Origin of the sequence: Psychroserpens mesophilus (assembly GCF_000826645.1) — a bacterium.
Classification (GTDB): domain Bacteria; phylum Bacteroidota; class Bacteroidia; order Flavobacteriales; family Flavobacteriaceae; genus Psychroserpens; species Psychroserpens mesophilus.
In genome coordinates this window covers 250624-276453 of sequence record NZ_JXJP01000020.1, presented here as the reverse complement: position 1 = coordinate 276453, position 25830 = coordinate 250624, and the positions used below count along the sequence as shown (strand labels likewise).

21 protein-coding genes are annotated in these 25830 nt (G+C 33.2%); 6 read left to right on the top strand and 15 right to left on the bottom strand.

Annotated features, from left to right (window positions below; genetic code table 11):
* The first annotated feature begins 12 nt into the window (after nt 1-12).
* From TD18_RS13970 to TD18_RS13945, 6 genes are all read left to right on the top strand, one after another.
* Entirely contained in the window at nt 13-684 is a 672-nt protein-coding gene (locus tag TD18_RS13970; protein WP_040253751.1) for a YggS family pyridoxal phosphate-dependent enzyme, read from the top strand.
* Nucleotides 685-695: 11 nt separating this feature from the next.
* The gene (locus TD18_RS13965) at nt 696-2069 is read left to right on the top strand and encodes an exonuclease domain-containing protein (protein ID WP_040253749.1); all 1374 of its coding nucleotides are present in this window, start codon (nt 696-698) and stop codon (nt 2067-2069) included.
* Nucleotides 2066-4027, top strand: coding sequence for a DUF3857 domain-containing protein (locus tag TD18_RS13960; protein WP_040253747.1), 1962 nt, complete (start codon nt 2066-2068; stop codon nt 4025-4027). Before TD18_RS13965 ends, TD18_RS13960 begins: the two co-directional genes overlap by 4 nt.
* Before the next feature lie 22 nt (nt 4028-4049).
* Nucleotides 4050-4925 (top strand): ion transporter, encoded by an 876-nt coding sequence (locus tag TD18_RS13955; protein WP_040253745.1) that lies wholly within the window; start codon nt 4050-4052, stop codon nt 4923-4925.
* Nucleotides 4918-5835, top strand: a complete 918-nt coding sequence (miaA, locus tag TD18_RS13950) for a tRNA (adenosine(37)-N6)-dimethylallyltransferase MiaA (protein ID WP_040253742.1) — start codon at nt 4918-4920, stop codon at nt 5833-5835. Before TD18_RS13955 ends, miaA begins: the two co-directional genes overlap by 8 nt.
* 83 nt (nt 5836-5918) lie before the next feature.
* Nucleotides 5919-6110 (top strand): cold-shock protein, encoded by a 192-nt coding sequence (locus tag TD18_RS13945; protein ID WP_040253741.1) that lies wholly within the window; start codon nt 5919-5921, stop codon nt 6108-6110.
* A gap of 106 nt (nt 6111-6216) precedes the next feature.
* Here TD18_RS13945 and TD18_RS13940 read toward each other — a convergent pair whose 3' ends face one another.
* The 15 genes from TD18_RS13940 to TD18_RS13870 all read right to left on the bottom strand — a co-directional run bounded on the left by TD18_RS13940 (nt 6217) and on the right by TD18_RS13870 (nt 25713).
* The gene (locus tag TD18_RS13940) at nt 6217-6927 is read right to left on the bottom strand and encodes a response regulator transcription factor (protein WP_040253739.1); all 711 of its coding nucleotides are present in this window, start codon (nt 6925-6927) and stop codon (nt 6217-6219) included.
* Nucleotides 6928-6930: 3 nt separating this feature from the next.
* Entirely contained in the window at nt 6931-8502 is a 1572-nt protein-coding gene (locus TD18_RS13935) for a sensor histidine kinase (RefSeq protein ID WP_040253736.1), read from the bottom strand.
* Nucleotides 8503-8565: 63 nt separating this feature from the next.
* Nucleotides 8566-9165, bottom strand: coding sequence for a dephospho-CoA kinase (gene coaE, locus TD18_RS13930; protein WP_040253733.1), 600 nt, complete (start codon nt 9163-9165; stop codon nt 8566-8568).
* Nucleotides 9162-10130 (bottom strand): CdaR family protein, encoded by a 969-nt coding sequence (locus TD18_RS13925; RefSeq protein ID WP_052461192.1) that lies wholly within the window; start codon nt 10128-10130, stop codon nt 9162-9164. The genes coaE and TD18_RS13925 overlap by 4 nt, the downstream gene beginning before the upstream one ends.
* The gene (locus tag TD18_RS13920) at nt 10120-11133 is read right to left on the bottom strand and encodes a glycosyltransferase (RefSeq protein ID WP_040253732.1); all 1014 of its coding nucleotides are present in this window, start codon (nt 11131-11133) and stop codon (nt 10120-10122) included. The genes TD18_RS13925 and TD18_RS13920 overlap by 11 nt, the downstream gene beginning before the upstream one ends.
* Nucleotides 11134-11205: 72 nt before the next feature.
* A complete protein-coding gene (locus TD18_RS13915) occupies nt 11206-13095 on the bottom strand; it encodes a T9SS-dependent choice-of-anchor J family protein (protein WP_040253729.1) in 1890 nt (629 codons plus the stop codon).
* Nucleotides 13096-13249: 154 nt separating this feature from the next.
* Entirely contained in the window at nt 13250-14995 is a 1746-nt protein-coding gene (locus TD18_RS13910) for an FG-GAP-like repeat-containing protein (RefSeq protein ID WP_084205930.1), read from the bottom strand.
* Between the two features lie 44 nt (nt 14996-15039).
* Nucleotides 15040-16761 carry an FG-GAP-like repeat-containing protein gene (locus tag TD18_RS13905; protein WP_084205929.1) on the bottom strand — a complete coding sequence of 574 codons (1722 nt, stop codon included), beginning with the start codon at nt 16759-16761 and terminating at the stop codon, nt 15040-15042.
* Between the two features lie 114 nt (nt 16762-16875).
* Nucleotides 16876-19542 (bottom strand): T9SS type A sorting domain-containing protein, encoded by a 2667-nt coding sequence (locus TD18_RS13900; protein ID WP_084205928.1) that lies wholly within the window; start codon nt 19540-19542, stop codon nt 16876-16878.
* Between the two features lie 200 nt (nt 19543-19742).
* Nucleotides 19743-20555 (bottom strand): enoyl-ACP reductase FabI, encoded by an 813-nt coding sequence (locus TD18_RS13895; RefSeq protein WP_040253720.1) that lies wholly within the window; start codon nt 20553-20555, stop codon nt 19743-19745.
* Nucleotides 20556-20710: 155 nt separating this feature from the next.
* Nucleotides 20711-22363, bottom strand: coding sequence for a DNA repair protein RecN (gene recN / locus TD18_RS13890; RefSeq protein WP_040253717.1), 1653 nt, complete (start codon nt 22361-22363; stop codon nt 20711-20713).
* Nucleotides 22364-22456: 93 nt separating this feature from the next.
* Complete coding sequence (porD, locus tag TD18_RS13885) at nt 22457-23344, bottom strand: type IX secretion system protein PorD (RefSeq protein WP_040253714.1); 888 nt, start codon at nt 23342-23344, stop codon at nt 22457-22459.
* Nucleotides 23337-24548: a bifunctional phosphopantothenoylcysteine decarboxylase/phosphopantothenate--cysteine ligase CoaBC gene (gene coaBC / locus TD18_RS13880; RefSeq protein WP_040253712.1), complete on the bottom strand. Its 1212-nt coding sequence runs from the start codon at nt 24546-24548 to the stop codon at nt 23337-23339. Before coaBC ends, porD begins: the two co-directional genes overlap by 8 nt.
* 5 nt (nt 24549-24553) lie before the next feature.
* Complete coding sequence (locus TD18_RS13875) at nt 24554-24886, bottom strand: DNA-directed RNA polymerase subunit omega (RefSeq protein WP_040253711.1); 333 nt, start codon at nt 24884-24886, stop codon at nt 24554-24556.
* An 11-nt stretch (nt 24887-24897) separates the two neighbouring features.
* A complete protein-coding gene (locus TD18_RS13870) occupies nt 24898-25713 on the bottom strand; it encodes an outer membrane protein assembly factor BamD (RefSeq protein ID WP_040253709.1) in 816 nt (271 codons plus the stop codon).
* Between the last annotated feature and the right edge of the window lie 117 nt (nt 25714-25830).

Here is a 25830-nt window from a genome sequence, read left to right as displayed (position 1 = left end):
CAAACTATTCAAATGAGCATAAGGCAAAATTTAAACGATATTAAATCTCAATTACCTGAACACGTCACATTAGTTGCTGTTTCAAAAACAAAACCTGTATCAGATTTGATGGAAGCTTACGATGCAGGACAACGTATTTTTGGAGAGAATAAAATTCAGGAAATGGTTGAAAAATATGAACAAATGCCAAAAGACATAAAATGGCATATGATTGGTCATGTGCAGCGAAATAAGGTAAAATATATGGCCGAATTTGTAAGTCTAGTTCATGGTGTGGATAGTTTTAAGCTTCTGAAAGAAATCAATAAACAAGCAAAAAAGCACGACAGAGTTATTAACTGTTTACTTCAAATAAAAATAGCTGAAGAAGACACGAAATTTGGAATGTCTTCTGAAGATGTAAAAAAACTAATCACTTCTGAAGCTCTGACTTCCTTAACTAATGTTTGTATTACTGGAGTTATGGGAATGGCTACATTTACTGACGATTCAACCCAGATTGAAGCAGAATTCAAGCGACTTAAGACTATATTTGAAGACCTTAAACCGATTCAAACTTCAAATTGTGAGCTTCAAACAATTTCAATGGGAATGAGTAGTGATTATCAACTTGCAATTGATTGTGGAAGTACCATGATTAGAGTTGGAAGTAGTATATTTGGAGCAAGACATTATTCAAACTAAATTACAATCCTATTTACGCAATATTAGACATAGAAACGACTGGCGGAAAGTACAATGAAGAAGGAATCACCGAAATAGCCATATATAAATTTGATGGTCATAAAGTCGTAGATAAATTTATCAGCCTTGTTAATCCTGAAAGAGACATACAACCTTTTGTCGTCAATCTTACTGGTATTAACAGTAACATGCTTAAAACAGCGCCCAAATTTTATGAAGTTGCCAAACGCATTGTAGAAATTACAGAAGATTGCATAATTGTAGCTCATAATTCAGAATTTGATTATCGCATCCTTCGTACAGAATTCAAGCGATTAGGCTTCGGTTTTAAACGCGAAACCCTATGCACTGTTGAACTTTCTAAACAGTTAATTCCGGGTCAGCCATCCTATAGTTTAGGAAAACTAACGAGATCTTTAGGAATTCCTGTGAGTGACAGACATCGTGCTAATGGTGATGCTATGGCTACGGTAAAGCTATTCAAAATGCTGCTTAACAAAGATTTAGATAAATACATTATTGAAAATAGTGTCAAAAAAGCTGTTGCTGAACGACGTTTAAATCCGAATCATAAAACAATAATTGACGCCTTGCCAGCGGTTACAGGTGTGTATTATATTCATGATATTGATGGTAAAATTATTTATATTGGGAAAAGCAAAAATATCAAACATCGCGTCAATCAGCACTTAACAGATGCTAGTACCAAATCTAAAAAAATACAATTGCAAGTCGCTTCGGTGACCTATGAAAAAACGGGTAGTGAACTCGTGGCCTTATTAAAAGAAAGTGAAGAAATTAAACGTAATAAACCCATTCACAACAGAGCACTACGACGTCATATTTTTACACATGCTTTATATAGTTATCAAGATGATAAGGGTTACACCATATTACATATAGATGCTGCCAATAATGAAAAAAAACCGATAACGACTTTCACCAATCGGCAAAGTGCCAAAAGTTTTATGTTTAAAGTTGTTGAGGATTATAATCTTTGTCAAAAACTAACTGGACTATCCTCAACCAAGAGCAGTTGTTTCAATTATACGATTAAAGAATGTTCTGGTGCCTGTATTGGAGAAGAAACTCCTGAGTCTTACAATGCTCGTGTTTCTCAATTAATTGAAAAATACAGCTACGACAATAAGGACATGATAATTATTGATAAAGGTCGAGATATTGATGAACGCAGTGTTTTATATATTCAAAATGGCATCTTTAAAGGGTTAGGTTTTTTTGATTTAAATTATCAGATTACAAATATTGAAGTCTTAAAATCTATTATCACTCCTATGGATAATAACAGAGACACACAGCATATTATTCAAAGTCATTTAAGGCGCGATAAACGTTTAAAAATTGTAAAACTTCCTTCTCCATGAAACTAAAAACCTTCTTATTAGTGGTTTTTATCAGTTCTGTAACCTACTCTCAATCGGAATACAATGCTGAAAACCTTCTAGTTACCAAATCCGATTTAGAGCAAAATATATTTAGCAAAGACAGCACAGCAAATGCACTCGTAATTTATGAAATTGGCAATAGCTATATTGACCGAGATGACTTCAAACTACACTCAGAAATAAAACGTAAAATTAAAATTTTAAATCGCGATGGTTTTAATAAAGCTACCGAAGAAATTCTATTATACACAAATGATTCTGGAAGAAAGGAAATTGTTGAAGATATTACAGCAACCGTTTATAACCTAAAGAACGGAATCATTGAAAAAACTAAACTTTCAGATGATGATATTATTGAAGAAAAATATAACGATAACTACACCATCGTAAAATTTACATTTCCAAACATTCAACCTGGAAGCGTAATCAATTATAGCTACACTTTTATTTCTCCGTTTTTTTTCAAATATAAAAGTTGGGCTTTTCAAAAAGACATTCCAACACTTTATAGCGAATACAATGCGAGTATTCCAGGAAACTGGGAATATAATATTAAGTTAGTAGGTGGACGCAAACTTTTCATCAATGAAGCAGACATCAAATACAGTTGTTTAGAAGTTAACGGAGGAGGATCATCAAATTGTTCTGAATATCGCTATGCTATGAAGGACATTCCAGCTTTTGTTGCTGAAGATTACATGACGACAGAGTCAAATTACTTGGCTAAAATAGATTATGAATTAAATGTTTTTAGAGGCTTTGACGGCAAAGTCGATAAAATCAATAAATCATGGAAAGATACAGACCTTGAAATTAGAAGAGAAACAGATTTTGGTCGCATGATGAAGAAAGGAAATCTTGCTCGAAATGAATTAGAAGGCGTCACCATAAACACCACAAATGATTTAGAAAAAACTCAAGATATTTACCACTATGTTAGAGATCATTATAACTGGAATGGTGAACATAAACTTTTCAATGATGTATCACTTAAAAACTTGATAAAAGAAAAAACAGGAACAGCCACTGAAATAAATATGTTGTTATATAATCTTCTCCTGGAAAATGATATTGAGGTCAAACCTCTTTTGCTTTCAACCAGAGAAAATGGATTTATCACTAAAATCTATCCTGTAATTTCAGATTATAATTATGTATTGGTTCATGCCTCTATTGATGGTGAGACCTATCTGTTAGATGCTAACGATGACTATTTGAGTTTTGGTCAAATTCCTTATAAATGTCTTAACCAATATGGTCGTTTATTTAATACCAAAATGGGAAGTTCTTGGTTTGATATCAATCCGTCCCAATCAAGTATAATGAATTACAGAGGTCAATTAAATCTTGAAGACACCCAACTACATGGCGCATTTGAATTAACGAGTACAGATTATAATGCATATGCCTCGAAAAAGCAATATTTTAGCGATTCTGAAAAAACCTTACACACGTTAGTTGATGCCAAAAGTGATATTGAATTATCAAATGCTAATTATCACAATATTACAAAAACTGACTCTACATTTCACATGTCGTTTGATGTTTCTAAATCTCTTGAACTGATAGGCGAAAAAGTTTATTTTAATCCGTATGTCATCGAATTCTTTCCCGAAAATCCATTTAAACTTCAGGAACGAAGTTATCCTGTAGATTTTGGTTATGAGCAAAGTTTCATCTATACCTGTAAAATAAACCTTGGAGAACATTATTTCGTGGAAGAACTCCCAGAACCAAAAAAATTAAATCTTCCAGAAAATGCTGGTTCATTGATCTGTAATTATAGTATCTCTGAGAATTCAGTATTGGTTTACTTTAAATTAAACTTCAATAAAGCCATCTATGATCCTGTTTTTTATTCTTATCTTAAAGACATGTTGAAAGATGTTGTAGATGTTCAAAAGAACGCTATACTCGTTTTGACCAAAAAGAACTAATCTTTTTATTACTTTTGATACGATGAGTGACCAAAATACAAAAATTAGCTGGAAAGATAAACTTCATGAAATTATTTATGAAGCCGATACGCCTTCCGGAAAGCTATTTGATATCATTTTACTTATAGCAATTCTGGCTAGTATAATACTTGTTATGCTGGAAAGTGTTAAAAGTTTTGATGATAAATACCATACGTTTTTAAATATTTCAGAATGGGTTATTACCATTTTATTTAGTATTGAATACATCGCTCGTATCATTTCAGTTAGAAAACCCTTAAAGTATATTTTAAGTTTTTATGGAATTATTGATTTATTATCAACACTACCTAAATACATCTCTTTATTCCTAGCTGGTTCTCATGCTTTAGTTGCGCTGAGAGCGTTGCGTTTACTTAGAGTGTTTAGAATTCTAAAATTAGCGCGTTACCTTGGTGCTTCAAATCAACTCGCTAATGCCATTAAAGCCAGCAGAGCTAAAATTGCTGTATTTTTGTTTGCAGTGCTTATTGCCGCTGTGATTTTTGGAACCATTATGTACCTAGTCGAAGGCGAAGATCACGGTTTTGATAACATCCCAAAAAGTGTATATTGGTGTATTGTAACTCTTACCACAGTTGGTTTTGGGGATATTGCACCTGAAACACCTCTCGGACAACTAATTGCTACGATTATTATGATTTTGGGTTATGGTATTATTGCAGTGCCTACTGGGATTGTTTCTGCTGAATACACAAAAGCTTCAGGTGATGGAAAAAGCAAAATCTCTGATGAAGAAAGACGAAATTTAGAAAAAGTACATCTAAACTCTCAGTGTTGCATAAATTGCTTAGCAGAAAAACATCAGGATGGTGCAGAGTTTTGCCATAAATGCGGTTGTAAATTACATTATGACTAAATTTCTCATTTCAATTGTTGGTCCAACAGCCATTGGCAAAACAGCCTTAGGTATTACACTGGCAAATCATTTTGATACTGAAATTATTTCAGCAGATTCAAGACAATTTTACAAAGAGATGCACATTGGAACAGCAGCTCCTACTCCATCCGAACTAGCTGCGGCAAAGCATCATTTTATTCATCACAAATCTATTGAAGACAATTACAGTGTAGGAGATTTTGAGAAAGATGCCATTAAAACCTTAGACCAGTTATTTAAAACTCGAGATTGTGTCATCATGGTAGGTGGTTCCGGACTTTATGTTGATGCTGTTACTAAAGGACTGGATGAGTTTCCAAGTGTTGATCCAAGCATAAGATTAGCATTAAATGAAACATTAAATTCTCAAGGGATAGAGTCTTTACAAGAACAGCTAAAAACTTTAGACCCAAAATCTTACAATACCATTGCAATTGATAATCCGCATCGACTCATAAGAGCTTTGGAAGTTTGTATTGGAAGTCAGCAAGCTTATTCCTCTTTTTTGACATCAACCAATAAAACAAGAGCCTTTAAAACTATAACTATTGGCTTAACATCAGAACGAGAAGTTATTTATGATAGAATAAATAGACGTGTTGACCTCATGATGTTAGAAGGCCTATTAGATGAAGTGAACAGCTTACGCTCAAAACAACATTTAAATGCATTAAATACGGTTGGTTATAAAGAATTATTTAAGTTTTTAAGTCATGAATGGACGTTAGATTTAGCCATTTCAGAAATTAAAAAAAACTCGAGACGTTTTGCAAAGCGCCAGCTCACTTGGTTTAAAAAAAATACAGAGACCATATGGTTTGATTATAACACCGATATTGAAGCGATAATCAAAACAATTAGTGATCAGCAAAAATGTCTAATGCAGTAATAATTTAAATAAAATTGTAAAAGACACTATTATTCAATTAATTAAACCTACTTTTGCCACTTAAATAAATACAATTTTTTATTATGAGTAAAGGTACCGTAAAATTCTTCAACGATTCAAAAGGATTTGGATTCATCACTGAAGAAGACAACAACAAAGAACATTTTGTACACATTTCTGGTTTAATCGACGAGGTTAGAGAAGGTGACGAAGTAGAATTCGATTTAACAGAAGGAAAAAAAGGATTAAACGCAATTAACGTAAAAGTTATCTAATATTTCAATTCGATTTTTTAAAACTTAAGCCTATCATATTGATAGGCTTTTTTAATACAAAAAAATCCAGCAATGTTGCTGGATTTTTGTATTGTGAATTCGTTTGTTATACATCTTGATTAACTACCAATCTAAATCCTTCACCATGAATATTTAAAATTTCTACGTTTTCATCGAGTTTTAAATACTTTCTAAGTTTAGCGATATAAACATCCATACTTCGAGAAGTGAAATAATTATCATCTCTCCATATTTTAGTAAGTGCTAACTCTCTTGGCATTAAATCATTTTCATGAAGTGCTAGAAGTCGAAGTAATTCATTTTCCTTAGGAGATAATTTTATAGGATCTTTTCCGTTGAATTTTAAGAAACGAAGTTTCGAATTTAAATCGAATCTTCCAATCTTAAATTCAAACTGTTTGCTATCTGCAATAGTATCGGTTGCTTTACGCTGAATGATAGCTTTAATCTTCATCAAAAGAACTTCACTATCAAAAGGTTTATTTAAATAGTCGTCTGCTCCTACTTTATAGCCTTTTAACACATCTTCTTTCATCGCTTTTGCTGTTAAGAATATGATTGGAACATCTGTATTTTTTTCACGAATTTCTTTAGCCAATGTAAATCCGTCTTTATATGGCATCATGACATCTAAGATACAAAGATCAAAATCATCTTTCTTAAATTTTTCGAAACCTTCCATTCCATTTTTAGCATGAACAACATCATAATCATTCATATTGAGATAGTCTTTTAAAACGGTTCCAAAATTAGGATCATCTTCGACTAATAGTATTTTTTTGTTTTGTTCTTCCATAATTTATGATATTAATGGCAGTTTTATTGTAAATACACTACCTTTTCCTTTTTCACTTTCTACTGATATATGACCTTGATGATCATCTACTATTCGTTTAACATAGGCCAAACCTAAACCATGACCTTTAACATTATGTACATTTCCTGTGTGTTCTCGATAAAATTTTTCAAACACTCTTTTTTGTACTTGTTTAGACATTCCATTACCTTGATCGGCAATTTTTAATATAATATTGTTTCCTACATTTTCTGTATAGACATCAATTTTAGGAGACGATTGACTGTATTTCACTGCATTATCTAATATGTTAACAATCACATTAGTAAAATGCGTTTCATTTGCTAAAACTGATGATTTTTCAGCCTCCAAATGCACCTTAACATAACCCTTACTATCTTCAACAATCAATTCTATGTGACTCACAGCATCTTCAATAATGTCGTGTAACTTGATTCGTTCCTTACTTATATTAAGTTCATTTTTTTCTAATTTCGAAATTCTTAAAACATTTTCAACTTGAGCATTCATACGTTTGTTTTCATCTTTAATCATTTTAAGATAACGCATAACTTTCTCTTGATCTCCTATTATTTTAGGATTTCGAATAGAATCTAAGGCCAGATTAATTGTTGCAATTGGCGTCTTAAATTCATGAGTCATATTATTGATAAAATCTGTTTTTATCTGTGAAATTCGACGTTGTTTTATCAATTGATAAATAGCACTCGAATATGCAATGACAATGATAGATGTAAACAAAATAGATAAGGCTATCATTCCCAGTATAGATGATAATAAAAACTTTCGTCTCTGAGGAAAATCTACATAAAGCATATAATCACTTTGATTATCATTATCAAGAAAAACAGGAATTCCGATGGTTGAATCTGGATTTAAATCAAAATTTTCAGACTGTACTTTAGTTGCAAGATCTCTATCATAAATAGCAAATTCAAAACCTGTATCAATACCATTATTATTAAGTTGCTGTTGTAAAAGATAAGAGACATCATCAACAGAAACTCGTTTATAAATTGGTATATTTTTAAACTGATCTCTTGTTATAGACTCAAATTGAGCTTTTTCTAGTAATGTGAGATTACTAAAGTTTTTAATAGACTTCTGTAAGCTAATAGATCGGTTTCCATCAATAGTACTATTATCGTAGGTTTCGGTTATTCTCGTATTTCTTACACGACTTAAATTGAAACTGTCTAAACCAATGTCAAAGAACAATGATGGTACTTTAAAACTTTCTTCAGAGATGGCATTGCCATAAATTCTAGTTTCATTTGACAAATCATCTTGTTCTAAAATGAAAACTTGTCGCATAGCTGTTGAGTCAGGGTCTACTCCACTTTCGATTAGATTTTGGAGTCTTTGTGAATACACTTTAAACTCTTTATCTTCAATTGCTTTTGAAACCGAACTCAAAGAACGCTTTACGTTTAGTGTAAAGTTTTTTTCCTCGTTTTTTAAAGTGTTATTAATAAAAAACGCCTGAACGAAAATGATGCCTATGAGTGATAAACTCATTAAAACCACCAACAAAATGAATAGCTTTTTGCCCATCGCTCAAATTTAACATTTTAACATTTACATATACTCCCCTTTAACCTTACATTAACACAAAAGCTATATTGCCTCATTTTCAATGCGTTTTAGAATAGACTTGTGAATTTTAAGTACTTGATGTTCTAATGTGTTTTTGTCATTATTCACAATAACATAGTCTGAAAGATTCGCTTTATCAACATCATTTGTTTGATTTTTCATGATCGCTAATACTTTTTCGGGAGTGCTTTGATCTCTTTCTATAACACGTTTCAATCGATTGTCTTTATTTGCAACAACCGAAATGATGACATCATACTGATCCTGCTGATTGTGTTCAAAAATAATAGCAGCTTCTTTTATGACATAAGGCGCATCTTGTAGCTTTACCCAATTCTTAAAATGAGATTTGACTTCTGGATGCACAATGGCATTCATGCGATCTAAATAAGTTTTATTATTGAAAATTGTATCTGCAATAAACGATCTGTTAAGTTTATCATCAAGATAAGCCGCTTCTCCAAATAACGCCAAGAGTTTTTCTTTGATAGTGATGGAATTATTCATTAAGAGCTTTGCTTCATCATCTGCAATATAAACTGGAATGCTTAACCTTTCGAATAATTTAGCAACAGTGCTTTTTCCACTTCCTATACCTCCTGTAAGTCCAACTATTATCATTCTGTTATAACGTATTCAATTTTATCTTGTTTCATCTTTACACGCTTGACATTTGCAGGTATTTTTTTAAATATAGGTGTAAAATAAGATTTATTAGAGGCTTCTATTTCTAAGTAATCACATTCAATCTTAAATCCTGCTGGCTTGACTGAATTATAATCATTTAAACTAACTTCATATGACACTTTTATCGTTTTTGGAAAGTAATTAATTTTCGTATGTGAAGGAAGATTATTAATAACGATTGGAATTTCAAGAGTTCCTTCAGTAAATTTTTGAACCTCAGCTCTAACTGAAATATCATTTTGAGATAGCTTTATGGTGTTCGCTACTTCTGGAAGGTTCAGCTTTACAGTCGCATCAATGTTTTCCTTTATATTAAATAAATTCAATTCTGAAGTTTCAATATGTTTAATGTTTTGAATCTCTGTATCTGAACCGATGACTTTTATAGAATCTGGAGTTACAACCAATCCATCTAATGTATCATATCCTGAAGCATAGGTAACATTAGAATTAAGTTTAACAGGTACTTTTTTAACAGAAAGCGTCCCAAACGGAAATTTTAAGGTGTCTGGCTTCACAGATTCTATATTAAAACTTTTACCAAATTGTTTTTCTATGTTTGGCAATGCTCGATTGGCTATCCAAATGTAGGTATCATGACTTATATAAGCATCATTTAATAAGTCAATAGCAATAGTTTTGTCGTAAAAATAGGAACCTAAAAGATTGAAACCAAAAGTCGTTACCTCCACATGAATCTCTGGTGATTCATCCATAGTTAATACCCGATTATCAGGCAAATTAACATAGTTAACACCAACTGTAATGACTTCCGTATAGGATTTTGACAATTTACTAAGTACCAATATTAAAAATGCTAGCAAAAAGAACAAACCAAAAACATTGAGTTTTTTATTCTTTATGGACTTATTTAATATAGATCTTAATTTAGACAACATTCTTAAAAAATAGATTAGGATAATAGGTTTCCGGTTTCTTTTTTAAAACTTTAATAGCAAAAGTAGATTTCAAAAACCCAAAACCATAACCAAAAAACTGAACAAATATTGCAATAATTGCTTGTAGTGCAATGACGAAACTCTTGGTTTGAAATAAAGCTGATAAAAAAGCTGTAGCCATGTATATTCCGAAAACAATTAGCACAAAAAATTCACCAAAAACAGCGCATACAAGTCCGAATAAAAACCCTAAACAAAATAAAGTAGGCATCCAGAAAATAAAGCGATTGGTACTTGGATGCCATAAATTAAGTATTGGTCTAACCATACCAAATTTATGTACTTGCGTATAAAACTTAGACCATGATATACGACGTTTGTGATATACAAACGCATCTTTAAAAAGTTTGGTTTTAAAACCCAGCTGAGTAAGTCTTATGGATAAATCAGGATCCTCGCCTGGATGAATATTTCCAAAACCTCCAGAAGCTTTAAATGCGGCTTTAGAAATACCCATATTAAAACTTCTTGGCTCGAATTTTTTATTTTTTAATTGCGAACCCCTAATTCCTCCTGTCGTTAGAAATGAGGTCATTGCAAAATTGATGGCCTTTTGCAAATTTGTGAAAGATGTATCTGCTGCATCAGGACCACCAAAACAATCTACATAAGCATTTTTAAGTTCGCTATTTACAACGTTCAAATACTGAGGAGGTAGTAAACAATCTGAATCTAAAATTATGAAATAGTTGCCTTTAGCTTTTAACATACCAAAGTTTCTGGAGTCTCCAGGACCAGAATTTGGCTTGTAATAATAAGAGATATTTAAACTCTCTTCATAATCCTTAACAACAGCTCTACAATCAATTGTTGATCCATCTTCTATTATTACAATTTCAAAAGGTAAACCTCCCTCAATTCCTAAAAAACTCTGTAAAAGTTCTTTGATTTCATCTGGCCTGTTAAAAACAGGCACTATAAATGAATAATGTAATGCATCCATACACCACAAAGGTAAATAAACAAAATACAAAAGCCACCTTAAAGGTGGCTTTTGAACTAATATTTATTAAGCTTATTGCTTTAAAATTCTTACTGTTTCAGTAACATTATTGATAGTTACTTGAACAAAGTAAGCACCTTGGCTTAATCCGTTCATATCTAAGTTACTTTCTAAAGTATTAGGTGTAGCTCTAAGAACTTCCTGACCTAACATATTAAATACAGAAACATTTTGAATAGCATTTTGAGCTTTCAATGACAATTCATTCTTCACAGGATTAGGGAAGTATGTAAATGCATTTTCATTATCAAATGAACTAAGAGATAGAGATGCATCAGAAAGTGTTATATCAATTGTACCCTCTTCAGAACCATTATTCCATAATTGCACATAATAAGTCGTTCCTCCAGTTAAGCCTGTTAGACTTGCACCAGCCGCAACAACTGTACTACAACTTAACTCTGTTAAGGCACCACAAGTACCTTCATATACAGCTAAATGTGAAGCTGTAGCCGTTCCTAATGATGTTACAATATCAACCTCACCACTTGCAGGAGCATCAAAAGTAAACCATAAATCGGCAATACTTTGGAATAAATCACAACTTGGTTGCGTAGCATTAACAACTGCACAAGTATTATCTTGAGTAGTTGTAATACCATTTACTAATAATGCAGTAGCACTAGCACAATCCTGATTCGCTTGAGCAGGTGTGCATGAAGCCTCACAAGTTACGCTAAGCGTGAAATCTCCAGTACTTGCAAAGTTAAATCCTTCAACAGCAATATAATATGTATCTGTTCCATTAGCTGTAAACGTTCCTTCACTTTGAACGCTAAATGCGCCACAAGCAGCTTCATTATCATCATTACCAGCAACAAGCGTTAATGCTCCAGATACACCAGTATATACTAAAATTGACGTGTCATATGTTGAACCACATAAGCTAACTGTTACATCCGCAGCACCTTCAGTTGCACTGTCATAACTAAACCAAACATTAGGTGCATCCATATCAGCTCCAAATCCATCTGGCGCATCATCTTCATCTAAAGTCGCAAACTCAGTACTTCCAGTTAAGGCCGTAGTAGTACAATCTATTGCTTGTGCGTTTACAAAATCGTCATTTGCTGGTGGTGGTGGTGGACAAATACCATCATATGTAAGTGTAGAACTTGTAATAAAACAAACACCACTATCATCGTTTGTAACTGTAATTACTACATCAGTAGCATTGGCATATGAACCATAAGTATAAGTTCCTGCAGCAAGACCTGTACTAGCAGCGGTACCTTGATCATCAGTGATCGTTACACCTGAAGCTGCACCAATATCGGTGATATTAACTTCAATTGTAAAACCGTCATCAACTGGACAATTCTCAACAGCTGCAAAAGTAGCTACTGGAATATCGCATCCAAGATTTTCTCTTACCAATATATCATCAATGTACCACTCAGAAGCAAATGTACCTACGTAGTTAAATGCAATATACACACCTGCTACTGCTGGTAAAGCATAAGGTCCATTTTGAACCCAAGTATCTTCAGTACCAATAACACCATTAATTAAGGTCCATGACGCTGTTGTAGGATCGCCTAACCCATCATAATCTGTTGAATAGTAAACATCATGTGTGTCTGCAAAATCGAAAAAGTCAACATTATCGAAATATAAAAGTTCAGGTGCAGTTGCGACAGACAAATCCAAGGCTGGAGAAATTAACCATCTGTCATGCGAAGCACCACTTGCAAAATCCTCATATCTCGCTGATTGAGTTCCAGTATTAGCACGTAACGTTGAAGCTGCCCACAGATCACCAGTATCAGTACCAGGACCTACAACATCAGTCCATCCCGCAGGAGGAAATGTAGCACCTTCAAAACCTTCAGTAAGATACTGAGCATTAGAATTAATTGACCATAGTAGTAAAAAGGTCATAACAAGAGTAATTTTTTTCATATTGATATAGTATTTGTTAATAAATTAAAATTTGAGCTTAAATGTATTGATTATCTATTGAATAAGAAATACAGAAAGTTTCTAATTGACCAAAGTAGCAAATTAATCGACAAAAAACAAAAATAATCGATGAAATGAAATTGTGGTAGCTGTTTTAATTTTTAAGAATTTTAAATACCTCAGTGTGCTGTTGAGTAAATACTTTAACAAATAAAACATCTGTATTCAACTGTGAGACATCCATATTACTGGAAGATTCCATACCTTTTTTTGTCATAAGCAGTTTTCCTAAACTGTTGTATATTTCTACCATATCGATAACATTATCAGAATAAAAAGATAGTATATCTGTTACAGGATTTGGAACTATGCGTATTTTAGAATTAGTAAAGTATTCGTTAGTAGATAAAACATTGGAGCCTTCAATTATAGTTAATGTTTGATTAGCTGAAACATTATTGATAACATCAACCACACCACTTAGCCAGGTAACTTTTATATAATCTATAGTATTATTATCGGCTAATCCAAAAAATTCAGAATTAGAATTCTGAGAAAGATAACCTTCACCAGCCACGGTATATCTAAATTGTTTATTTCCATTTATAGAAATTTCAATATAAGAACCTATGCCATCTTTATTAGAACTTGTCCCTTCCAATTTAACTTTAAGCCAGTTATTATTTATATTAACACTACAGTTATTCTTCCAAAGAAACATATTTGCAGCTTCATTGTTGACTATTATATCTGGATAGCCATCATTATTAAAATCGCCTATAGCATTTGAGTAACTTTCTTCAGTATCGTTTAGAAAACCAGCGTCAGTAGGAATGGAATAATAATTAAAACCATCATTTTCGTAGAAGGCAGAAGGTAATGAGATAGAACCATTTAGCATACCACTTACATATAGGTCGAGATCCATGTCGTTATCCGCATCTAAAAAAACAGCTCCCCAGGCAATACTATTAAAATCTGTTCCATTAGTAATTGCCACATTTGTAAATGTTCCGTCACCATTATTTTTCAGAAGCACATTCCCTATTTCGGCTTCAGGCACATCTGGATACTCCTGCATGGTGTTAGTAATATAGATGTCAAACCAACCATCATTATTATAATCGCCAATAGTTGTAGACATGGCATCCATAACTAATCCAGCACCAGATTGTGAGCTAACATCTGTAAATGTACCATCTCCATTATTATGATAGAGTATGTTAGATGTGATTATTCTATCGTTAGCTATATAAATATCCTGCCAACCATCGTTGTTGTAATCAAAAAAACTAGCGCAAAAAGATAAATGTCCGGTATTAGAAATTCCAGCTAGGTCACTAACATTTGAAAATGTACCATTGCCATTATTTCTGTACAATCTATTACTTTCGTTTGATGAACGAAAGGTAAGGAACACATCTAGAAAGCCATCATTATCATAATCTCCCCAAGATGCTCCAAAATTCTTTTGGTTACCTGTAAAAATTCCAGAACTTAATGTTACATCAGTAAAATTGGAATTACCGTCATTTCTATAAAATTTACTTGATGCATTATGAGCTGCCATATATAGATCTTTATCTCCATCGTTATCATAATCTATCCAAATGACTTGCTGATATTCGTAATTAAAGTCGGTAAGGTTCAGAAATATTTCAGTAAAATTTCCAGAATTATTTTTAAAGTACCTAACTGGTTCACCAACTTCAGTTGCAAGAGTAACATCATCCCAACCATCACCATCAAAATCACAAGATGAAAGACCTCCACCAACAAAGCCTATTCCATAGGATGCATTTAATCCATAGATGTTTGAAGATTCATCAAAAGCTATCTGGCAATACATCGCAAACGAGAACAGTAAAAAACAAAATTGTATCGCAGAATGTTTCTTCATGGTAATAGATTCATATAACCGTAAATGTAGTAAAAATACATGTGCTAGTATTTGAGTATTCTCATTGTTTTTGTTTGTTGATTGGTCATTAGTTTAAAAAAATAAATACCACTTTCAAATTTAGACATATCGACAAATTCAATATTTTCTTGATTCATCTCTATTACTTTCTGGCCAATACTATTATAAATTTCTAGAGTTTCAATTGGTGTTAGTGATGTAATTTTTAATAAGTCGCTCACTGGATTTGGAACCAAACTAATGATCTCAGTGCTATATTCAACTTCAGAAAGCAAATTAGATCCCTCAACGATAGTTATTAATTGATTAGCTGAAACATTATCGATAATATCAACCAAACCACTTAACCAATTAACTTTAATGTAATCGATTGTAGCGTTATTGCCTAAACCAAAAACTTCTGTACCAGAATTTTGGGCCAAATAGCCTTCACCACAAAGTGTATATCGATATTGTTTTATGCCATTAATTGAAACTTCAATCAAAGATCCAACACCTCTTTTATTACTTAGTGTGCCTTCTAATTTTACTTTAAGCCAGTTATTACTTATTGGTGCTTCATTTTTCCAAATAAAAATGTTCTCATTATCTGCATTACTGACTGCTATTTCAGGAAAACCATCATTATCTATATCACCAATAGCATTTGAGTAACTCTCCCGATTATCATTAAAAAAACCAGTAGAAGGAATTGTAAAATTACCTAATCCATTATTTTCATAAAATGCAGCAGAGAGAAAATTTGTATTGGATCCATCAAGCAATCCACTTACATATAAATCTAAATCCATATCATTTTCGGCATCTAAAAAAACGGCTCCCCAACCAATACTATTAAATGTGGTTCCAGTAGTCATTGCAACATTGGTAAAGGTTTCATCTCCATTATTTCGTAATAATACGTTTCCACTAGGTGTATTTGTGACATATATATCTAGCCAGCCATCACTATTGTAATCATCAATAGTTACAGACATTGCATCAATGTATAAATCAGTATTTGAAGATTCACTTACATCTGTAAAGGTTCCATCACAATTGTTTTTATATAAGACATTTTTATTGTTAATTCTATCAGTAGACACATAAATATCTTGACAACCGTCATTATTAAAATCGAAAAAAGCTGAACAGAATGATAAATTACTGGTATTTAAAATACCCGCAAATTCACTTACATTTGTAAAAGTCCCATCACCATTATTTCTATATAAATAATTTGGAATAACTTCTGCAATATCTCTGCTACTCAGAAAAACATCTAAATAACTATCGTTGTTATAATCTCCCCAAGATGCACCATACGTACTAATATTTTGAAGGGGTAGCTGAGATTCACTTGTTACATCTGAGAAATTGAAATTACCATCATTTCTATACAACTTGTTACCACTTACATTACTCGTGACAAATAGATCAAGCGCTCCATCGTTATCATAATCTACCCAATTCACTTGTTTCATTTGAGACAAATTATTTGGAATATTTAGTGTTTCCTCAATAAAAACTCCATTCATGTTTTTAAAAAACCGAATGGGCTCTCCAGTTTGAGTTGCCAACGTTATATCATCCCAACCATCATCATTATAATCATAAAAAGTTATGCCATTTCCTATAGGAACGTCACCACAAGAAACACCTATTCCCAAAACTGTTGCTTGATCAACAAAATTTGTTTGTGATTCACAAATTGAAACGAATAACATAAAAAATACTGTTATTACAACATAGGCTTTACATCTCATAATAATGTTATTAATCTTAATTCTAAATGTAGTAATTAATTGAGTCCCTTTCAAATTATGGCCAAAAAAAAAGCTACCAGAATGGTAGCTTTTTTAGTCTGTTTCAAACGCTATTTACTGTTTAACAACTCTAACTGTTTGAGCTATATCGTTAATAGTAACTTGTACAAAATAAGCACCCGAATTTAATATATTCATATCTAAAGTTGCCTCTAAAGCGTTAGGATTAGCTCTAAGAACTTCTTGACCTAACATATTATACACTGAAATATCTTGAATTGTATTTTCAGCTTTTAATGACAACACGTTTTTCACTGGATTAGGGAAATATGAAAATGCATTCACATTCTCAAAAGAACTCAGTGACAATGATGCGTCAGTAAGTGTAATATCAATAGTACCTTCTTCTGAACCATTGTTCCATAACTGAACGTAATATGTGTTTCCACCAATTAATCCCGTTAGATTAGAACTAGAAGTAGCAGCAGTAGAACAGTCTAATTGTGTTAAAGCACCACAAGTTCCTTCATAAACTGCTAAATGCGAAGCCGTTGCTGTACCTAAAGCAGTAACGATATCTACTTCACCACTTGCAGGTGCTACGAAAGTGAACCATAAATCTGCGATACTTTGGAATAAATCACAATCTGGTTGTGTAGCATTAACAATAGCACATGTATTATCTTGAGTAGTCGTTGAACCATCAACTAATAAAGGAGTAGCACTTGCGCAATCTTGATTAGTTTGAGCTGGCGTACATGAAGCTTCACAGGTAATAGATAAAGTAAAAGCTCCTGTGCTACCAAAATTAAATCCTTCAACTGCGATATAATAAATATCTGTACCATTCGCTGTAAAGATTCCTTCACTCTGAACACTTCCAGCTCCACAAGCTGCAGCATTATCGTCATTTCCTGCAACCAAGGTAAGATTACCCGATGTTCCAGTATAAACCAAAATAGACGTGTCGTAGGTAGAACCACATAAACTAATGGTAACATCAGCAGCACCTTCAACAGAACTATCGTAGCTATACCATACGTTAGGTGCATCCATATCGGCTCCAAAACCATCTGGTGCATCATCTTCGTCTAGAGTCGCATCAGCTGTGCTTCCAGTTAAGCCAGTAGTTGTACAATCGATTGGTTGAGCATTCGCAAAATCATCATTTGCTGGTCCATTTACAGTTAGCACACCAGATACAAAATTAGTACCATCCCAAAAATTTCCATCTGATCCACCTGGATTTATACCACCATAAGTAAATGGTCCACCATCAATAGAATAACGACTTACATAATAATAGGTACCTATAGCTCTAGCTGAACCGATTTCAGCGAAGTACTCATCGTTATTATTTGCTGGTCCACTTGTATTGTAATCGGCAACAACCCATGTCCAGTCTCCAGATGTAAAATCTGCTGTAGACATAGCGTCTGTTTCGCTAAAACCGATCCATGCTTCAATACCAGGACCTTGAGCACCCTGTGGCTCAGTAACACCAGCTTCATACACTTGAGTAAAAACCAAATGGTCTTGTCCTGATTCAATAGTCCCTTCAAATGGAAATTGTAAATTACAGAAATCAACAGTATTATCCGAAGGCGTACTTACATTTACAACGAGTGTACCAACATCATTTGGTACTCCAGGAAATGTTACATTAAAATTATCTGCTCCAAAAACCATGTTAAATTCACCAGCAGCAATATAATATGTTCCTGCTGGAAGCGCATCTGCAGTAAATGTGCTTAATGCATCTGTTCCTCCATCATCATCATTACCTATTAAAAAACCATTAGAATCATAAAGGCCAATTTCGGTATCAAAATCACCACCTTCAGTATCAGCAGTTAATTCAAAGCAACCTCCATCATAATCCAGTTGAATCCAATAAAAACTTTGTGCACTTCCATCAAATGCAGTACTGAATGTATCAGAATCTAAGCAGCCATTAATTGTTAGTGTAGCATCTACTGTTGGTAATGTTGGGCATGTAAACGACACATCCGATAATGTAAAGTTACAATTTACATCACTATGCTCGATAGTCAAACTTACTGATGATCCACTTGCGTAAGGACCGACCAGATTACTACCAGCAGCTAAAGCGTAAGTTGTTGTACCATCATTAATTAGAGTACCATCTCCTACAACATCTACATTCACATCAATTTGAAATTGATCATTCCCACAATCATTTACAATTGAAGTTCCTGTTATTACAGCCTCAGTACAAGTTGGTTGTTCTCTCACTACAATGTTATCTAACAACCAGTACCAAGACCAGTCATTACCATCGTCATAAACAAAACGTACCTGCATGTTTGCATTTTTAAATGCCGAGATGTCAATACTTTGTTCATCTGGTACTCCAAAAGCTCCTACAGTCGCATCAAGAGCTAACACTTGTTGCCAAGCGGCACCATCCCAAACTTCAACAGAGCCAATATCGACTCCAGCGACTAAATCTCTGTAAAACTGTTCAAATTCAAGAAGCACAACTGTTCCAGACGAACTATCAAATACTGGAGATGTTAAGGTTTCAAATAATGCTGTTCCGTTTCCATTAGCATCACTATCAACAAAGGCACAATTTGTACCGTTAAGAGATTCTGTTCCTCCTACTAATCCGGAACTCCAGGCATCTCCCATTGCTGCACCTCCATCGGAAACAGTCCATGCGCCAAGGCCTGAATCAAACGTTTCCTGAGGCAAATAAATTTGCCCTTGAGCGTAGTAGATAAACAAACAGGCCATTAATAAAGTAATTTTTTTCATAAAGAATTAATTTAGTTGTTAATTTAGTTTTAAGTCAGAGTTAAGGTATTAATAATTTAGAATGTAATATGCTATATCAGATGTAATTCGATAAAAAGCACAAAAATAAGTTGAAGTGTTTTTTTGATAACAAACCCTTAAAAAAAGAAAAACCACTTATTATGCATAAATGGCTTTGATTTTCTATGTAAAATACCTTTTTATTCAACAAATTTATCCATGACTGCATCACTAACGCCCATGTTACTAAAACCTCCATCATTAAAGAGGTTTTGTAAAGTCACTCGTTTCGTTAAATCACTAAATAATGTTATCGTATAATTAGCACAATCTAAAGCTGTTGCATTTCCTAATGGCGACATTTTTTCAGCATAAGAAATGAATCCGTCAAAACCTTTTACACCTTGACCAGCAGTTGTTGGCGTTGGTGACTGTGAAATTGTATTGACACGAACCTTTTTATCTCTTCCGAAGAAATAACCAAAACTACGAGCAATGCTTTCTAAATACGCTTTATTATCTGCCATATCATTGTAATCTGGAAACACACGCTGTGCAGCCATATAGGTTAAAGCAACAATACTTCCCCATTCATTCATGGCATCAGCCTTGTATAGGGTTTGCATCACCTTATGAAAAGACATTGCTGAAACGTCTGTTCCTTTTTGAGTCCAGTCGTATTTTTGATCTGTATAAGGTCTTCCTTTTCTAACATTTACCGACATTCCAATAGAATGTAAAACGAAATCTATTTTACCACCAAGGATTTCCATAGATTGCTCTACAAGGTTTTGTAAATCTTCTTCAGATGTTGCATCAGCAGGAATAATTTGAGAACCGGTTTTTTCTGCTAACTTATTTATTTGTCCCATTCGCATTGCAATTGGAGCATTTGTTAATACAAAAGTCCCTCCTTCTTCGTGAACTCGTTCAGCAGTTTTCCAAGCAATAGAATTTTCATCTAACGCTCCAAATATGATTCCTCTTTTTCCTTTTAATAAGTTGTATGACATACTAATAGTGTTTAGTTGTTAGTTGTTAGTTGTAATGATGTTCAGTTATGTGTTTTTCTTCCGATATTTCTAAAAAGAAAAAAATTACATTAGTTTTTTATCGTTTGCCTCAAAGTTAATAAAACTTTGAATGTTAGACTTTAATCTTTTCGTTTTTAATTGAGTAATTCCTTAGCATGTGCTATTGCTGAAGATGATGTATCTGTTCCACCTAGCATTTGTGCAATTTCAACAATCCGTTCGTTCGGACTTAATTGCTTGAGTTGTGTTTGCGTGATGTTATTTACATCCTCTTTAAAGACTTTAAAATGTGTATCGCCTTTTGCTGCAATTTGTGGCAAATGCGTTATTGTAAACACCTGCATCGTTTTACTCATTTGTTGCATGATCGTCGCCATTTTGTTAGAAATCTCACCAGAAACACCAGTGTCAATTTCATCAAACATGATCGTAGGCAGTTGCATGTATTTAGACAAAATAGATTTTATAGCCAGCATTATTCTGGATAATTCTCCACCAGAAGCCGATTTTTTAAGCTCGTTAAATTGTCCGCCTTTATTTGCTGAAAATAAAAACTGTAATTCATCTCTTCCGTTAGCTAAAAACGTATCAGCAGGCTCCAACTGAATCTGAAACTTAGCATTTGGCATCCCTAGCGTTGCTAATATCGATTCTAACTGACTTGTTAGCGTTGGAATAATGGCAGTTCTATTCTTATGAATGACTTCCGCTTTAGACATTAGTTGTGATTCAAGCGATTTAATGGCATTTACTTGATCTGAAATTAAGGTGTCTAAATTTTCAGTTTCGATCACTTTTGAACTTAAATCATCTTTAATCTCAAGTAATTCTTCAACCGTTGAAACCGTATGCTTTTGTAATAAATTAGTAATAATCTGAAGTTTTGCATTCACCTGTTCTAAACGATTTGGGTCAGCTTCTAATTGTTCCTGAAGATTTTCAACTTCTGAAAACACATCATCCAATTCGATTAAACTACTTTGGATACGTTCGAAAATAGAATGGTATTGATTTGAATAACCTGAAAGCTTAGAAAACTGATGTTTCAATTCGGTAAGACTGCTTATAATTCCTATATCTTCATTAACCAATAAACTATGAGATAAGGCTAATTTTTCTTTAATCTCTTCAACATTATTTAGGGTTTCGTATTCAGATTCTAAAACCTCCAATTCACCAGCCACCAATTTTGCATCTTCAAGTTCTTTTAACAGAAATGTATTGTAATCTAACTCTTTTAAGGCAGTATTCTTCTTTTCTTCAAGCGCTTCAAGTTCAATCTTTAAAATCTTAAACTGTCTAAGCTGAGAACTATAGTTTAATAACGCCATCTCATTTTCAGCTAGTGCATCAATGACCTGAAACTGAAAATTATCATTCGTGAGTTGTAAGGTTTGATGTTGCGAATGAATATCTAATAAGCGTTCTCCCAGAATTTGCAGACTATCTAAATTAACAGGCGTATCGTTAATGAAAGCTCTTGACTTTCCTGAAGGCAAAATTTCCCGTCTGATAATCGTTTGCGATTCGTAGTCGAGATCTTCTGCTTTAAAAACAGACTTTAAATCGTATTTAGCAATATCAAAAGTAGCTTCAATAACACATTTTTTGGAATTGTCTTTTACACTACTCAAATCTGCTCGCTTACCTAAAACCAAAGATAATCCACCTAATAGTATGGACTTTCCTGCTCCTGTTTCTCCTGTGATAATTGTAAGTCCGGTTTTGAAACTTACGTGTAATTCATCAATGAGCGCGTAGTTTTTTATTGTTAAATTGGTAAGCATATTTTGAATTAAATGACAATCTTGAATATATAAATTTAAGTCTTATAGTAAAGACTTAGTATTAAAGTAAAAATAAGGATAAATACGTAAACTCTAGAAATTAATATTACGCCATTTTGAAGCATGCATTGGAGCAATTCTTGTTAGTATTGACACTAAATCTGAAATATTAACTGTTGGTCCACCACTGAAGATATCTTCAATTTCTTCAGCTTTAGCATCGAAAAACACACGCATCAAATATGAATTTGGTCGTCTGTTGTTCATTTCTTTTAAACCATTAAGGCTTTTCGCAACAGATAATTTACCTTCTTTAGCATCATTGCTCATTTCGTCAAGTCCTTTTCTATGATAATCATACAATACGTCTCTAAATTCTTTGTAAGTATCAGATAACACATTATCGATTAAAATAAAACGTGATTGGTTACCATCTTCAAGTTTCCAACCACTATAATTACCTTGCTGTGAATAATTTGAAATCACCTGAGCCTGAGCGTAGTATTCATCACCACCTTTAGGAGCAAACGTATCAGCATCCATACCTAAAATCATGTACACATGAAATGCCAAGACGGAAATGAGATTAGATTCAAACTGATTGGCATTATACACCATATTTTGAAACTCTAAATACTGAAAATTAAAATCCTTATCGTTGTAATTGTAAACAGGTGTGCTGTAAGACGATCCGTAAACTGGTCTGGCCGATTGCACCTGAATTGATGCTTGAAAATTATCGTTATTATAATCTGTTACGTTAATTACCATACTACAATTGATGCGCTCCTGAGGCTTGAAGGTTTTATCTGTCCAAGTTGTATTATTTATAAATTCCTTTAACTGTCGTTCAAGTGTTTTAAATACCTGTACATTTTCATTTCCTGTAAGTTGCGCATTCACAATTACCTCACAATTAAGCTCTTGTGAATAGGATTGCATTGATACTATTACTATTAATAAAAAAATGAGTTTACGCATACTGTTGAGTCATAATTTGTTGCATTAGATCTTGAGCAACTTCTGATTTAGATTTTAACTGGTGTTCTATCACCACTTCTGTATCTGTTATAAAAGTAACTTTATTTGTCGAACCACCAAAACCTGCTCCTTTATCATTGAGAGAATTTAATACGATAAGGTTTAAATTTTTAGCCTGTAATTTACCTTTTGCGTTTTCAAGTTCATTGTTTGTCTCAAGTGCAAAACCAACCAAAAACTGATGTTTTTTGATTGCTCCTAAGGATTTTAAGATGTCTTTTGTTTTCTCTAACTCAATACTAAACGTTGCTGTTGCCTTTTTTATTTTTGTGTTTGAAACATATTTCGGTGTATAATCTGCTACAGCTGCAGAAAGAATTGCAATATCAACCGAATTAAAATGCAAATGCGTAGCATCATACATTTCTGAAGCACTTGTGACAGGAATAAGCTCTATCATATTGTGTGAAAGACTTAGATGTGTTGGTCCGGAAATGAGCACAACTTCAGCACCTAAATTTACAGCGGCTTTAGCGATTTCATATCCCATTTTTCCACTGGAATGATTTCCAATAAATCGAACAGGATCTATAGCTTCGTAGGTTGGACCAGCAGTAATAAGCACTTTTTTTCCACGTAGTGGCAATTGCTCTAAAATATCATTTTCAATAAATGCCACAATATCTTCAGGTTCTGCCATTCGACCTTCTCCGACCAAACCACTAGCTAATTCGCCAGAAGTCGCAGGAATCATAACATTACCATAGGCTCTTAAAATCCTAAAAGATTCTAAGGTAGAAGAATGTTTGTACATGTCTAAGTCCATAGCTGGAGCAAAATACACAGGACATTTGGCAGACAGATAAGTTGCCAACAATAAATTATCGCATGTACCATTTGCCATTTTAGACATGGTATTTGCTGTAGCAGGAGCAATTATAAAAAGATCTGCCCAAAGCCCAAGCTCAACGTGATTGTTCCACATAGCATTGTCATCGTCGTCGTTAGTAAACGATGAATGCACAGGGTTTTTAGATAAAGTAGAAAGTGTTAAAGGTGTAATGAAGTCTTTAGAAGCAGGTGTCATAACGACCTTTACATTAGCACCTGCTTTTATAAATAACCTGACCAGGCCAGCTGTTTTATAAGCAGCAATACCAGCAGTAATGCCTAATAGTATGTTTTTGCCGCTTAAAATAGACATGCTAATTATTCCTGAACGTCGTCGTCAGTATTTCTGTAGTAGATTTTATCATCTAGCCATTCCTGTACTGCTAACGCGTGTGGTTTTGGTAATTTTTCGTAGAATTTAGAGACTTCAATTTGCTCTTTGTTTTCAAAGATTTCTTCAAGACTATCGTTATAAGTTGCAAATTCTTCTAACTTATCTACTAATTCTCTTCTAATATCTGTATTGATTTGTTCAGCTCTTTTAGAGATTACAGAAATTGCCTCATAGATATTATCTGTAGGAGCATCAATAACGTTTCTATCATACGTTAATGTTGTTACAGGAGCATTGGTTTTCTTTAAATCTGTCATAATGTATATGATTAACTTTTGGTATTGAATTGTTCTAATTGTGTTTCCATTTCCTCGTTCATTTTGGTCACTTCTTCAGTACGTTCTGAATTTGGATAATATTTTTTAAACGTATTATAAAAGCCCTTAGCTATATTTAAACGTTCTTCCTTTTTACTTCTAACACTGTTGATCGCTAGTCTGTAAGCTGAATCTAAACGATAAAACATCGCTTCTTCTCTAAAGCTAGTTCCTGGATAATCTACTAAAAAATTATCAAAAGCTTTGATAGCTGCTTCGTAATCAGATGATTCAAAATATGCAATCTTGTTATATTGCCTTGCTATTTCAAATGCTTTTCGTTCTAATTTAAAATCTAATTCTTTTATCAGGATATTGGCTTCAGCAAGAAATTCAGAATTTGGATATTTATTGATAAATAACTGTAATTTCTCAAGTGCTTCAACGGTTTCTTTCTGTTCTTTTGAATATACAGGAGATAATTCATAATAACTTTTGGCCGATAAAAATGCAGCTTCTTCAGCTTTATCACTTTTAGGATAACTATTTTCAAAACGCTCAAAATGATAGCCTGCCACATAATAATCTTTCATTTGATAAGAGCTCATCGCACTCATAAACATAAGTCGTTCTGCCTGTGGCTTACCTCTATATTTAGGAATTACCTGCGTAAATAACTTGTTCGCTTTAGAGTATTTACCTTCTTCAAATAGTTTGGTAGCCAAATCTAATTTCGTCTTTACGTCTTCAGATTTCAAGGCTTTTTGGTACTCACTACAAGAGGATACTGTGATAACTAATAAAAGGATGTAAACAATTTTCTTCATAAATAAAAAACAGGTTGCAAAAGTACGTATTTATAACGTATAATAAAAACTATTATTTAGTGCTAAAATAAACCTTGAAAAGAGAGCCTCAGTATGTTTAAGTATAATTTAACTTTT

Bases quoted from the DNA above. Each gene is read 5' to 3' on its own strand.
- TD18_RS13970 (WP_040253751.1), top strand. From the start codon at position 13: ATGAGCATAAGGCAAAATTTAAACGATATTAAATCTCAATTACCTGAA.
- TD18_RS13940 (WP_040253739.1), bottom strand. From the start codon at position 6,927: ATGGAAGAACAAAACAAAAAAATACTATTAGTCGAAGATGATCCTAAT.
- coaBC (WP_040253712.1), bottom strand. From the start codon at position 24,548: ATGTCTATTTTAAGCGGCAAAAACATACTATTAGGCATTACTGCTGGT.
- TD18_RS13895 (WP_040253720.1), bottom strand. From the start codon at position 20,555: ATGTCATACAACTTATTAAAAGGAAAAAGAGGAATCATATTTGGAGCG.
- miaA (WP_040253742.1), top strand. From the start codon at position 4,918: ATGACTAAATTTCTCATTTCAATTGTTGGTCCAACAGCCATTGGCAAA.
- TD18_RS13875 (WP_040253711.1), bottom strand. From the start codon at position 24,886: ATGACAGATTTAAAGAAAACCAATGCTCCTGTAACAACATTAACGTAT.
- coaE (WP_040253733.1), bottom strand. From the start codon at position 9,165: ATGATAATAGTTGGACTTACAGGAGGTATAGGAAGTGGAAAAAGCACT.
- TD18_RS13900 (WP_084205928.1), bottom strand. From the start codon at position 19,542: ATGAAAAAAATTACTTTATTAATGGCCTGTTTGTTTATCTACTACGCT.
- TD18_RS13870 (WP_040253709.1), bottom strand. From the start codon at position 25,713: ATGAAGAAAATTGTTTACATCCTTTTATTAGTTATCACAGTATCCTCT.
- TD18_RS13920 (WP_040253732.1), bottom strand. From the start codon at position 11,133: ATGGATGCATTACATTATTCATTTATAGTGCCTGTTTTTAACAGGCCA.
- TD18_RS13925 (WP_052461192.1), bottom strand. From the start codon at position 10,130: ATGTTGTCTAAATTAAGATCTATATTAAATAAGTCCATAAAGAATAAA.
- TD18_RS13915 (WP_040253729.1), bottom strand. From the start codon at position 13,095: ATGAAAAAAATTACTCTTGTTATGACCTTTTTACTACTATGGTCAATT.
- recN (WP_040253717.1), bottom strand. From the start codon at position 22,363: ATGCTTACCAATTTAACAATAAAAAACTACGCGCTCATTGATGAATTA.
- TD18_RS13960 (WP_040253747.1), top strand. From the start codon at position 2,066: ATGAAACTAAAAACCTTCTTATTAGTGGTTTTTATCAGTTCTGTAACC.
- porD (WP_040253714.1), bottom strand. From the start codon at position 23,344: ATGCGTAAACTCATTTTTTTATTAATAGTAATAGTATCAATGCAATCC.
- TD18_RS13905 (WP_084205929.1), bottom strand. From the start codon at position 16,761: ATGAGATGTAAAGCCTATGTTGTAATAACAGTATTTTTTATGTTATTC.
- TD18_RS13935 (WP_040253736.1), bottom strand. From the start codon at position 8,502: ATGGGCAAAAAGCTATTCATTTTGTTGGTGGTTTTAATGAGTTTATCA.
- TD18_RS13955 (WP_040253745.1), top strand. From the start codon at position 4,050: ATGAGTGACCAAAATACAAAAATTAGCTGGAAAGATAAACTTCATGAA.
- TD18_RS13945 (WP_040253741.1), top strand. From the start codon at position 5,919: ATGAGTAAAGGTACCGTAAAATTCTTCAACGATTCAAAAGGATTTGGA.
- TD18_RS13910 (WP_084205930.1), bottom strand. From the start codon at position 14,995: ATGAAGAAACATTCTGCGATACAATTTTGTTTTTTACTGTTCTCGTTT.